At 59.4% G+C, this 11,490-nt stretch carries 10 protein-coding genes and 1 pseudogene; 3 read left to right on the forward strand and 8 right to left on the reverse strand.

What is annotated here, in order from left to right; all coding sequences use genetic code 11:
* Window positions 1-858 precede the first annotated feature (858 nt).
* The 3 genes from Q0K07_RS11895 to Q0K07_RS11905 are packed head-to-tail and all read right to left on the reverse strand — an operon-like array spanning window position 859 to window position 3,360.
* Window positions 859-1,659, reverse strand: a complete 801-nt coding sequence (locus tag Q0K07_RS11895) for a MetQ/NlpA family ABC transporter substrate-binding protein (protein ID WP_294559484.1) — start codon at window positions 1,657-1,659, stop codon at window positions 859-861.
* 38 nt (window positions 1,660-1,697) lie between these two features.
* Window positions 1,698-2,360, reverse strand: a complete 663-nt coding sequence (locus Q0K07_RS11900) for a methionine ABC transporter permease (RefSeq protein WP_294559486.1) — start codon at window positions 2,358-2,360, stop codon at window positions 1,698-1,700.
* On the reverse strand, window positions 2,353-3,360 hold the full coding sequence (locus Q0K07_RS11905) for a methionine ABC transporter ATP-binding protein (RefSeq protein ID WP_294559488.1): 1,008 nt from the start codon (window positions 3,358-3,360) through the stop codon (window positions 2,353-2,355). The genes Q0K07_RS11900 and Q0K07_RS11905 overlap by 8 nt, the downstream gene beginning before the upstream one ends.
* A 189-nt stretch (window positions 3,361-3,549) precedes the next feature.
* Here Q0K07_RS11905 and ybaK point away from each other — a divergent pair, with 189 nt between their 5' ends.
* From ybaK to Q0K07_RS11920, 3 genes are all read left to right on the forward strand, one after another.
* On the forward strand, window positions 3,550-4,032 hold the full coding sequence (gene ybaK / locus Q0K07_RS11910) for a Cys-tRNA(Pro) deacylase (RefSeq protein WP_294559490.1): 483 nt from the start codon (window positions 3,550-3,552) through the stop codon (window positions 4,030-4,032).
* A gap of 87 nt (window positions 4,033-4,119) precedes the next feature.
* Window positions 4,120-5,643, forward strand: coding sequence for a sigma 54-interacting transcriptional regulator (locus tag Q0K07_RS11915; protein ID WP_294559492.1), 1,524 nt, complete (start codon window positions 4,120-4,122; stop codon window positions 5,641-5,643).
* Window positions 5,644-5,956: 313 nt separating this feature from the next.
* Window positions 5,957-6,535, forward strand: coding sequence for a GNAT family N-acetyltransferase (locus Q0K07_RS11920; protein WP_294559493.1), 579 nt, complete (start codon window positions 5,957-5,959; stop codon window positions 6,533-6,535).
* Window positions 6,536-6,901: 366 nt separating this feature from the next.
* Here the strand turns inward: Q0K07_RS11920 and Q0K07_RS11925 are convergent, their stop codons facing one another.
* The 5 genes and pseudogenes from Q0K07_RS11925 to Q0K07_RS11945 form a co-directional block, all read right to left on the reverse strand.
* Entirely contained in the window at window positions 6,902-7,612 is a 711-nt protein-coding gene (locus tag Q0K07_RS11925) for a cytochrome b/b6 domain-containing protein (RefSeq protein ID WP_294559496.1), read from the reverse strand.
* Window positions 7,609-8,373: a 4Fe-4S dicluster domain-containing protein gene (locus tag Q0K07_RS11930; RefSeq protein ID WP_294559498.1), complete on the reverse strand. Its 765-nt coding sequence runs from the start codon at window positions 8,371-8,373 to the stop codon at window positions 7,609-7,611. The genes Q0K07_RS11925 and Q0K07_RS11930 overlap by 4 nt, the downstream gene beginning before the upstream one ends.
* A 12-nt stretch (window positions 8,374-8,385) precedes the next feature.
* Window positions 8,386-10,506, reverse strand: a complete 2,121-nt coding sequence (locus Q0K07_RS11935) for a molybdopterin-dependent oxidoreductase (protein WP_294559500.1) — start codon at window positions 10,504-10,506, stop codon at window positions 8,386-8,388.
* Window positions 10,507-10,825: 319 nt separating this feature from the next.
* Complete coding sequence (locus tag Q0K07_RS11940; protein WP_294559502.1) at window positions 10,826-11,113, reverse strand: transcription factor; 288 nt, start codon at window positions 11,111-11,113, stop codon at window positions 10,826-10,828.
* Between the two features lie 27 nt (window positions 11,114-11,140).
* Window positions 11,141-11,490, reverse strand: a pseudogene (locus Q0K07_RS11945) (hypothetical protein); the annotation flags it as partial.

Genomic DNA, 11,490 nt, shown 5'->3' on the forward strand with positions numbered 1-11,490 from the left:
AGGATCGATCTGCACAAAAGAAAGCTGGTCCGGGTTGCTACCAACCGCGGGGACATGCGCTTCATACTGCACATGCTCCATAGTAATACGAGCCATTCAACTCTCCACAGGTAAGATGTTCGGCCATGAATCCCCCGCGTGAAAACGCGGACAGGTCGGGATACATCGCGTTGTAGTACCCTAGCCTATTAAAGGCCCCTTGTAAATAATCCGGCGGGTTTTTCTCTCACGGTAAAGGCCCCTGCCCTTTGAGACCTCACGGGAAAAACACGGCGCTCATCTTTTTTCCCGTTTCTGTTTTTTTCTGTAAAAACAGGTTGTTTTCATCAGCATAAGCTTTTTTTGCGCCCGGGGCATGGAAAGAGCCTTTCCGTCACCCTGGCGTTTCCGCCCTCTTGCGCATGAGCCTTCCCAAGGGCATGTTGTTCCGGCATTTCAGGAAGATACCCCGCATGCTTTCTGCCTTTTTCATACGGGAGGAAAGGCACGCCTGCCCAGGATGAAGGAAGACTCATGCTCCTTTCTGCCTCCGAAGGAACAACATACGAAAAAGCCGGACAAGGCACCCACCTCCGGGACGGGGCCGTGCGCCTTCCGCCATATCGCCGCGCGGCACCGAAGATGCCTTTCATGAAGCATGCAGCCCCCGGCAGAAAAATGCCTGCCCGAAAAGCCTCCCGGAAAATGGCCTTTGTAGCACGGCGTGCGGCTGCATCTTCAAAAAAACGCCGCCAAAAACCTTGCGGAAGCCGCCCGGAAAGCGCTCTTCCCCTCTTCGGCAGCATGGCTCTTCCGCCGGCGGGCATAAAAAAAAAACGCCGTGTTTCCACGGCGTTTTTCATGCGTTGCAAGGCGCTCTTACTTGGCGGGAACCACCGCGCCCTCGTATTTGTCGTTCATGAACTTCTTGATTTCGTCGCTCTTCAGAACTTCAGCCAGAGCTTTAAGTTCGGGGCGCTGCTCATCACCTTCACGCACGGCCAGCACGTTGGCATAGGTGGTGGCGGCCACGGATTCCGCGGTTTCCGCAGCCAGAGCGTCCTTCACCTTGAGCCCGCCCAGAATGGCGTAGTTGCCGTTGATGGTGGCAAGATCCACGTCGGGGAGAGAACGGACAAGCTGCGCGGCTTCCAGTTCCTCAATCTTCAGATCACCGGGGTTTTCCACGATGTCGCGGCGGGTGGCGCTGAGTCCCGCACCGTCACGAAGCTTGAGCAGACCGTTTTCCTGAAGAAGGAGCAGCGCGCGGGCTTCGTTGGTGGTGTCGTTGGGCACGGCGATCACGGCGCCCTTCTTGAGGGCCTTCAGGTCCTTGGTCTTTCCGGCGTAGATACCGAAGGGTTCATAATGCACGGAAGCGATGGAAATAAGCTTCGTGCCCTTTTCCTTATTGAAGTCGGTGAGGTAGGGCTGATGCTGGAAGTAGTTGGCATCCAGATCCCCTGCATCCAGCGCCATGTTGGGCTGAACGTAGTCGGCGTATTCAATGATCTTGAGATCATGCCCTCTGGCCTTCATGAGCGGAACGGCGGCCTGAAGAATTTCGGCATGAGGGGTGGGGGAAGCGCCGACCTTGACCTCGGCGGCTCCGGCCTGGGAAAGCGTGCCCGCAAAAGCGACGGAAAGCAGCGCCGAAAGCAGAACAGGGCAGAGTTTCATACAAACCTCTCTGTGTTACCGGTGCGGATGCACCAACATTAGAACATGCGCTTGTCAAAGCGCTTCGTCGCCCAGTTGCCCAGCATCTGGAACAACTGCACGATGACGATCAGCAGGATGATGGTGGCGAACATGATGTCCGTCTGATAGCGGTTGTACCCGTACATGATGGCAAGCTTGCCGAGACCGCCGCCGCCCACGGCGCCGGACATGGCCGAGTAGCCCAGAATGGTGATGGCCGCCACGGCGCTGCCGTTCAGCAGGGAAGGCAGCGCTTCCGGCAAAAGAACCTTGGTGATGATCTGCCAGGTGGAAGCGCCCATGGACTGCGCGGCCTCCACCACGCCCCCGTCCACTTCAAGCAGCGAGGCTTCGATGAGCCTGGCCACAAAGGGAGCGGCGGCGATGACCAGCGGAACCACGGTGGCGTTGTTGCCTATGGTCGTCCCCACCAGGAAACGGGTGAAGGGAATGACCGCGATCATGAGAATGAGGAAGGGGAAGGAACGGGTGAGGTTCACCACCACATCGAGCACGGCGTAGAACACCGGGCGGGGGGCTATGCCGTCCTTGCGGCAGATGACGAGCAGCACGCCCATGATCATGCCGAACACATAGGAAAGCACGGTGGAAACCACCGTCATATACAGCGTGTCGAGCACGCCTTCCCACAGCATTTCCAGAAGGTGGGCATCAAACATGATTCATATCCTCCAGTTCCAGGCCGCGGGAAGCGGCAAAGGCATAGATGCGCCTGCAGGCCTCCGCATCATCGGGCAGCTGCATGACCATCTGCCCGCAGACGACGCCGTCTATCTCGCGAAGATCAGAATACAGAATGCTGAGGGGCTTGCCGCAGTCAAGAATCATGTTGCCGATGATGGGCTCAAGACTGCTTGCGCCGTTGAACACGATGCGCACGACACGTTCGGAAGGAAGCCTTTCGGGCTTGAGCGCGTCGGGAATGACCATGGTGCGCGCGGCTTCCGTGCGGGGGTGATAGAACACTTCCTCCACCGGGCCCGTTTCCGCAATCTTGCCGCCTGCGATAATGGCGACATGGCTGCATATCTTTTCAATCACGCTCATTTCATGCGTGATGATGACGGCCGTGATGCCGAGGCGCCGGTTGATGTCCTTAATGAGGGAAAGGATGGATTCCGTCGTGCTCGGGTCAAGAGCGGAGGTGGCTTCGTCGCACAGAAGCACCTTGGGGTCGGAAGCCAGGGCGCGGGCTATGGCCACGCGCTGCTTCTGCCCGCCGGAAAGCTGGGAAGGATAGGAATTCGCCCTGTCGGAAAGTCCCACCAGTTCCAGAAGTTCGGCGGCCCTTTTTCTGGCCTTGTCTTTAGGCGTTCCCACCAGTTCCAGAGGAAAACAGACGTTTTCCATGGACGTGCGCTGCATGAGCAGGTTGAACTGCTGGAAGATCATGCCCATGGAACGGCGCGCCTGACGCAGTTCTCTGTCCGAGAGGCGGCAGAGATCCTTGCCTTCAAAAAGCACCTGCCCGCCCGTGGGCCGCTCAAGCATGTTGATGCAGCGCACCAGCGTGGACTTGCCCGCGCCGCTGCGGCCGATGATACCGAAGATATCGCCGCGATTGATATCCAGATTGATGCCCTGCAGGGCATAGACCTCAGAATTTTTGCTCTGGTATTTCTTTTCCAGGTTGCAGATTCTGATGATTGGCTCAGCCATAATTCACTCCACCCGCCTTGCGGGAAAAAATATGTCCTTCGCAGAAGAACGCGTCAGCTTAGCTTGTTTTTCTTTTTTTGTGAATAGAAATTTCCCGCCCGGCAGAGCCGGCTCTGTACTTTCGCCTTATTCAAGGTTAAAAGAAGCCTGCGTCATCCTCCGGCATACCGGATACAACATGGAGTTCTTATGGCTGCCGTCAAGAAAACGAATGCGGCCCGGGTTCTGGACAAACTGGGCATTCCTTATGCACTTAATACTTATCCTGTGGATATTGATGATCTTTCCGCAACGCATGTCGCAGAAAGCATGGGTGTCGACCCTTCCTGCGTGTTTAAAACGCTTGTCACGCGGGGGCATCCCAACGGCATAGCCATGGCGGTTGTTCCCGGCAACGCGGAACTCAGCCTCAAAAAACTCGCCGCGGTTTTTCACGACAAAAACGTGGAAATGGTGCCCCTCAAGGAAGTGCTTCCGCTCACGGGTTACATCAGAGGGGGCTGTTCCCCGGTGGGAACCAAAAAGCCCTACCCCGTCTGCATTGACGAATCGGCCAGGAATTTTGAAAAGATCTATGTTTCCGCCGGACAGCGCGGCCTGCAGTTCTTCATCGCACCGGAAGATCTCGCCCGGGCGGTGAACGCCGTGTTTGCCGACATTGTCATGGGCTAGCACCCTCTTCCCATCCCGGCATCCGTTTTTTCAGACGGATGCCCTGCCCGGCCGCCGCGCCGCACGGATCATCAGGTTCCGGACGCCATGTATCTCGTCCTGCTCACAGAAATTGCCGACGCGCTGGAACGCTCCCTTCCCCCGAGGGAGGCGCTTCAGCTTGTGCTTCAGATCATGGCCCGGCATCTGGCCGTGAAAAGGGCTTCCATTGCACTTACCGATCCGGACGGAAGCGAAGTGCGCATCTACGCCTCCCTCGGCCTTTCCTCCACGGAAGAAGCCCGGGGGCACTATGCCATAGGCGAAGGCATCACGGGCCGGGTCATTGCCGGAGGCCGGCCGGAAATCGTTCCCGATGTGGCGGATGATACGCGCTTTCTCAACAGAACGCGGGCAAGAAACCTGCGCAAGGAGCACACCGCCTTCATCTGCGTGCCCATCAGGCTGGATGATCAGGTGGTCGGCGCTCTTGCCGTGGACCGCCGATCCGGAGCAAGGGAAACGCTGGATGATCAGAGCCGCCTGCTCTCCATCATCGCTTCGCTGCTTTCCCACACGGCGGGGCTGTGCCGGGCCGGGCTCTCTGCTGCACCGCACCGGAAGGAACAGCCCAAGCCCGGCCGCCTTCAGGGCTTCATCGGACAGTCCGAGGTCATGAATCTGGTGTTCACCCGCATCCGGCAGGCCGCGCCCTCTTCGGCCACCGTACTCCTTCGCGGGGAAAGCGGCACGGGCAAGGAACTGGCCGCTCACGCCATACACGAAGCGAGCGGGCGCAGAGGGAGACCCTTCATTTCCCTGAACTGCGCCGCCCTGCCCGACAGTCTGGTGGAAAGCGAGCTTTTCGGCCATGAACGCGGCGCCTTTACCGGAGCCACCACCGTGCGGAAAGGCCGCTTCGAGCTTGCCGACACGGGCACCCTTTTTCTGGACGAGGTGGGGGAACTCAGTCTGGCCATGCAGGCCAAGCTTCTGCGCGTCATTCAGGAACGCAGCTTCGAGCGCCTGGGCGGCATGGAAAGCATACAGGTCGACGTGCGGCTCATCGCCGCCACCAACCGCGATCTGGAACAGATGGTCCGGGACGGCACCTTCCGCAAGGATCTCTATTACCGCCTCAATGTCTTTCCCATCATGCTTCCGCCCCTGCGCGACAGGCAGGAAGACATTCTCTCCCTTGCGGCGCATTTCATCCAGCGCTACAGCGAGGCCAACGGCAAGACGGGCGTACGCCTTTCCCTCTCCGCCATGGAAATGCTCCAGCGTTACCGCTGGCCGGGCAATATCCGCGAACTGGAAAATGTCATGGAACGGGCGGTGCTTCTGGTGGGAGGAGAAGGCCTTATCCTGCCCCTGCACCTTCCCCCAAACCTGCACAGAGCGGACTGCCCCTACGGGGAACAGGGCGGCTCCGGGGAACATCCCCTCATGGGTTCCCTGCAGCAGCGGCTGGATGAAATGGAACGCGCCTACATCATAGAGGCCCTTTCCCATTTTCAGGGACATCTCGGCCATGCAGCGGAAGCGCTGGGGCTGACGGAACGCATGATGGCCCTGCGCATGAAAAAATACGGCATTTCCTACAAATCCTTCCGGCACCCCGCCGATTGACGCGCCGGGAAAAGCACGCTTCAGGCCTGCCTTTCCGGCGCCGCGCAGGCTGAAGGCGTTGCGGGCCGCCCTGCCGATGCAAAAAGCCGCGCGCCCCGGCAGGAAGGAAATTTTTCCGCATGATGCGGCCTTTCGCCCCGGACAAAGCCTGCCTGCACAGGGAAAATCCTCCACAGAAACGGGAAAACTCTGCGTGCCCCGTGGAAAGCCTCCGCGCAGAGGCCTGGGGCAGCTTCCCGAAGGAGACAGGCCGGAGCGTATGTCCCGGGCGCAGTCCTTCTGCCGCCACGAAACGTTCATCCACGGAGTCTTCATGATTCTTGAAACTTCACGCGTCCGCCTGCGTCCCTGGAAGGACAGCGACCTTGCGCCCTTCCGCGCCCTGAATGCCGATCCGCACGTCATGCGTTTTTTCCCTGCCCCGCTGACGCCTGAAGAAAGCGACGCCCTGGCCGCCTCCCTTCAGGAACGCATGAAAAGGCACGTCTTCGGGCTGTGGGCGCTGGAACTTCCGGGTCTTGCCCCTTTTGCGGGCTTCATCGGGCTGAATGTGCCTGCATTCGATCCTTCCCTTGTGGAAATAGGCTGGAGAATGCACAAAACTTTCTGGGGCCGGGGCTTTGCCACGGAGGGGGCGGCCCTTGCCATGGAAGCGGGCTTCTCCCTCTTCCATCTGGAAGAAATCTGCAGCTTCACGGCCGCCATCAACACCCCTTCCGAACGCGTCATGCAGAGACTCGGCATGGAACACAGGCCTGAAGATGACTTCGATCACCCCGCCCTGCCTCCGGGAGACCGGCTTTCCCGCCATGTGCTCTACCGCATGTCGAAAAAACGCTGGGCCGTGCAGCGGGAACGCTTCCCCTTCCTGCAAAGGATGCGCGTTCTTTAAAAGCCCGGTGCTTCCGCCATGCCCGCCCTGAAGCCATGCGGCAGAAAAGGACATGCCGGGCCTGTTTTTCCCGGATCTGCCCCCGCAATCCCCTTTTCCGCCACTCTCCGGGGCAAAGACCTCTTCTTCCCTTGGCCGGGAATGGAAGGCGGAAGTGCCCTCAGGCCTGTCCCAGAGCCTGCCGCGGGGCCTCGCTGCACGCCTTCTCGCGCAGGTCACCCGGATTCCCCCATATTCCCGCCTCCGGCATAAAGGACTCGGCAAGGAGCTTTCCGGCCCCCTTTTCCCAGTTCTTAAAGGAAAGGTTTAAAAAAAAAGCGGAGCCTCGTTCGGAGACTCCGCTTTTCTTATGATGTCATACCGGGCCTAAAGGCGGCCGTCCTTCTTGAGCGCCTCATACCAGAGCGGGTTGTGATGCTCTATATGATGTTCCGGCACGAATCCCGTGAACATGGAGCGCAGCGCGGGGCCTTCGCCCGGAGCCAGCGCGGCCATGTAGATGTGCACGGGCAGAAGTATGGCCATGATGCCCGCGCAGCAGAAGTGCACGAAGATGCTCCACTGCAGCACGGTTTCCGAAAGAGCGTATTCCACATTGCCGGAGAAGAAGCCCATGATGATGCCTGTCACGGCAAGGCCTATGCTGGCGATCACCGCCATCACGGCCACCATGCGCTGACCGGCGTTGTAGAAGCCCTGCGGGGGAAGCGCAGGATCAATGCCGAGCTTCATGGTGCGCTTCGGGCCGAGCACCAGCCACAGGCCCTTCTTCATGCACCACTCGATATCGCTTTTCATGTGGAAGGTGGTGACTTCGCGCAGGAAAGGCAGAACCTCCCTGCGGCAGAAAATCACGATATACAGGGCATACACCACGACCCATACGGAACCCACGGCAAGGTGCGCCACCAGAAGGCCCCTGTCGCCGAAGATTCCCTGCCAGAGGTTGATCCACCACTCGCCTACGGGCTGCATTTCCCCGGCAAGCAGGGCAAAACCGGAAAACAGCAGGAAAATCCAGCATACCGCATTGAACCAGTGCATGAATATCGCGGAACGGGAATGTCGACGGATCATGCGTTGTCCTCCTTTTCGCGCTTCTCCTGGGTAACGGCGCTTTTCTTTTCCGCCGCGATTTCCTCATCCTCCTTTTCGGAGGATTTGATGAGCTGACGGACAAAGGTGCCGGTGAGCGCGGCCAGTACAAGGCCGCCCACCCAGGTGACGCCCTTGGCCAGGGGCCGCATGGTATCGACGGGGTAGCTGACGGTTCTGCCCTCGGGCAGAGCAGCAGGCGTTGTGGCGTCGAGATAGGTGAGTGTGGGCTTTGCGCCGCTGTTCAGAGGAATGACGTGCACGGCCTTGCGCGAAGCAAGAGCCTTCGCCACATCGGAAGAAGGATCATCCGCATCGCCGAAGATGCGGCAGTGCACGGGGCATACGGCCACGCATGCGGGAACTTCTCCGGGCGTGCTCGTGCGGCAGTAGTCGCACTTGTCGGCCGTGCCGGTAACCGGATGCCGGAACCTCGCATGGTAGGGGCAGGCGGAAATGCAGCTTCCGCAGCCTATGCAGCGGGAACGGTCGATTTCCACGGCGCCGTCCTTGCCCTTCCAGGTAGCGCCCGTGGGGCAGGCACGCACACAGGAAGGATCGTCGCAATGCATACAGGCGCCGGGCTGGAACTTGAAGCCGCAGGGTGAGGATTCGCTGTCCGTCTCATGCACCCAGTTGCGCGAAAGGCCGTAGGGAACATGATTGCGCTGCTGGCAGGCAATGATGCACGCCTTGCAGTTCATGCACTTTTCAGAATCAATGACCATGACATATCGAGCCATGACGACCTCTCATCATATTTTTCTCAGTCGGCATCCCGTGCAGTTGTGCTGCGCAGAAATGCGGTCCCAGTAGTTCGGGAGGATATCGCAGATGGATTCGCTCTGGTTTTCCTTGAGCGGCGTGGTACGGCAGCAGTTGGCCGGCGTGAACACCGCACCGGGAAGCACGTTGTCCGTAATGTCCACCCAGGCCTCGATACCGCCCATTCTGGTTTCCAGCATCACGCGGTCGCGCTGCTTGAGCCCGAGTTCCTGCGCGGTCTTCGGGTTGACCTGCACGAAGCGGCCGTTGGAGAACTGCGCCATGGAACGCGCGAAGTTGGTCAGCGTCTGCTGCCAGTGCCAGAGCTGCTTGCCCTGCGTGAGGATAAGCGGAAACTCCTTCTTGCCGTCCTTGCTTCTGGGGTGCCCCTTGGGGTAGTCCCAGCGGTCTATGCCGCCGAACACCCTGTCCACCACCGTCATCTTGCCCGTGGCGGTGAGGAGTCTGCCCTCGGTGAACACGGTACCCTTGCGTTCCTCTTCCCCTTCCGCAAAAAGCGGCCAGGTCACGGTGGGAGAAGTGCGCATGCGTTCCATGGTGATGCCCTTCCAGGAAGGAACCACCTGCTGCATCATGCGGCAGATCTCTTCGGGGTCCTTGAAGTTGGGATAATGCTCGGGGTCCATCTTGAGGCCGATGTCGCGGTAGAACTGCCAGGCGGGCACGCAGGAGCCGGGGGCCTCCACGATCTTCTCACGCCACGCCACCTGATTTTCGTTGCCGTAGCCGCAGCCCTGACTTTCCGGACCGAAGGTGGCCGGAATGAACAGGGTGGAAACTTCGGATTCCTCATCCAGGAAGAAGCCCATGTGCACCACGAAGGGCACCTTCTGTATGGCCTTGCGCACGCCGAGGGCGTCGGGGTTGCGGCGATAGCTGGAGTTGAGGAAAAGAATGTCGAGGTTCTTCTTTTCCATGGCCATGCGCAGACGACGGAAGTTCATCTTCGGCGTCTTGTTCTCGCCGAAGTAATGATCCACCAGCTCTTCCCCGCCGCCGGGCTTGCCGCTCTGGAAGGTAAGCATGCCCTTGCCTTCGCCGATGAGGTTGTCGCGCAGAGCCTGCATGAGGATGATGGCACGGTCCGTGGTGATGCCGTTGGTCTGACGGGAAAGAGAACCGCCGATCCACACGATGGTTTTTCTGCTCGAAGCCACGGTTTCGTAAAAGGCGACGATTTCCTCAAGGGCAAGGCCGGTGATGGCCTGCACATGCTCCAGCGTGAACTTTTCCGTCTGCGGCGCGAGGTTCTCGAAATCCTCGATCTGGAAGCGGGCCCGTTCCTCATCATACGCGCCCTTTTCCAGAACATAGCGGATGGCGCCGAGAGCAAGCACGCCGTCGGTACCGGGCTGCGGGCGGAGCTGTCTGTCGCACCAGATGCTGGTGCGCGTTCTGCGCGGATCAATATAGATGATCTTCGTGCCCGCCTCGCGCGCGGCCTTGAGCCAGCGGGTATAGGGCGGATACAGGTCGTTGACGTTGGCGCCCCAGAGAATGACGGTTTCCGCCCTGGGCAGTTCATCCACCTGCGTGGAGCCGCTGTTCACGCCGAGCATGAGCCCCAGCATGTTGGAAGCCGTGGACACGCAGGTTTCTCCCGGAGGCATGGCCTGCACGCTGCCCACGGTACGCAGAGCCATGAGCGCGGCCACTTCGGATTCAAAGCAGTCCCACAGAGGCATGGTCAGCGCAACGCGGTTGCCACCCTTGGCGCCGTACTTGTCGCGCACGGCCTTCATGCGCTCCACCACCATGTCCACCGCTTCCTGATAGCTTATCCTGCGCCAGCTTCCGTCCGGTTCGTGGTACATGGGTTCGGTGATGCGGAAGGGGCTGTCCATGAGTTCAAGAATGGACATGCCCTTGGGGCACATGGCGCCGCCCGTCCAGTAGTTGTTCCTGTCGCCGGTGACACTCAGGATCTTTTTGTCCTGCACGCGGGCGATATAGGTGCAGCGCACCTGGCAGAAGGGGCAGTAACCCTTGACTTCCGTCACAGGGCCGCCTTTGGGAGGAACGTAGCCGATGGCGCGGGCCCTGGTGGGGTTGGCGATGGCCGCTCCCCCCGCGACCAGGGCTGCGCTCAACTTAAGAAAATTCCTTCGTGAGTAAGCGTCGGGCATGATGAACCTGCCTGTTGAAACTTGTTGGGGCAATGTGAAACTGCCTGAATTTCCCTGCGCTGCATGGCCGGAAGGCCCATGGGAGGGACCCCGCCTTTTCCGGAAGAGATTCCGGACACTCCGAAGCACCGGGCGGCTCTTCGGAGAAAACGGGCTGCGTATGGATGGGAAAGAAAAGCCAGACATCCGTCTGGCCCTTCTGTTGAGGCGGGCATGAACTGCCTGCCTCAACCGGTGGAGAAAAAGGGCACGGGAACCGCAGAATCCCCGTGCCCGACCGATGCTATTTGAACACGTCCATGCCCTTCAGGTGTTCATCATACATCTTGCCGTACCAGCGGCTGATGAAGTGAACGGTGGAACGGCAGGCCTTGCCAACGACAAGGTCAATGTTCTTGCCCTCGGCACGAGTAGCGAGGTTGCCAGTCTTGGCCTTAGCGGTCTCGACATGCCAAGCCTTCACAGTCTTGCCGTCAAATTCATCGATAACGATCTTGAACTGATTGTTAGGACCAACAAACACGTTGTTGGCTCCGCCGTCGAGTATGATCGGTTCCTTGTTGGCGATCATGACTTCGTGCGGATAGGTGCAGGTCGCTCAGGTCTCGGGACGTGTCAGGAACCGCGGGTCAGCAGGCCAGTCGGAACCATTCTGCACGTCGATGACATCAGAGTACGCAACCAGTTCAACCTTACCGTCCTTGAACGGATTGCCGGGGCGGATGTTCAGATGGACAAGAGTCTTGCCATCCTTGGAAACCACATAGCACTTGTCGCGCTCAACCATGGACTGCATGAGCCACTTGGCATTCTTGGAGTCGATGTAGAGCTTCTTGGTGGTGACGGTACCGGCCTTGTCGGTGATGGAAACTTCCACACTGTCCTTGCCGATGTTCTTCACCGCCACGCTGGCGTCGCCGACCTTGAAGGTGGCGTTGTTGCCGTAGG

It is taken from the genome of uncultured Mailhella sp. (genome assembly GCF_944324615.1).
Taxonomy (GTDB): Bacteria; Desulfobacterota; Desulfovibrionia; order Desulfovibrionales; family Desulfovibrionaceae; genus Mailhella.

What these genes read in the sequence shown, in the direction of transcription:
- Q0K07_RS11895 (WP_294559484.1), bottom strand. Translation starts at nt 1,659, where the DNA reads ATGAAACTCTGCCCTGTTCTGCTTTCGGCGCTGCTTTCCGTCGCTTTT.
- Q0K07_RS11900 (WP_294559486.1), bottom strand. Translation starts at nt 2,360, where the DNA reads ATGTTTGATGCCCACCTTCTGGAAATGCTGTGGGAAGGCGTGCTCGAC.
- Q0K07_RS11905 (WP_294559488.1), bottom strand. Translation starts at nt 3,360, where the DNA reads ATGGCTGAGCCAATCATCAGAATCTGCAACCTGGAAAAGAAATACCAG.
- ybaK (WP_294559490.1), top strand. Translation starts at nt 3,550, where the DNA reads ATGGCTGCCGTCAAGAAAACGAATGCGGCCCGGGTTCTGGACAAACTG.
- Q0K07_RS11915 (WP_294559492.1), top strand. Translation starts at nt 4,120, where the DNA reads ATGTATCTCGTCCTGCTCACAGAAATTGCCGACGCGCTGGAACGCTCC.
- Q0K07_RS11920 (WP_294559493.1), top strand. Translation starts at nt 5,957, where the DNA reads ATGATTCTTGAAACTTCACGCGTCCGCCTGCGTCCCTGGAAGGACAGC.
- Q0K07_RS11925 (WP_294559496.1), bottom strand. Translation starts at nt 7,612, where the DNA reads ATGATCCGTCGACATTCCCGTTCCGCGATATTCATGCACTGGTTCAAT.
- Q0K07_RS11930 (WP_294559498.1), bottom strand. Translation starts at nt 8,373, where the DNA reads ATGGCTCGATATGTCATGGTCATTGATTCTGAAAAGTGCATGAACTGC.
- Q0K07_RS11940 (WP_294559502.1), bottom strand. Translation starts at nt 11,113, where the DNA reads ATGATCGCCAACAAGGAACCGATCATACTCGACGGCGGAGCCAACAAC.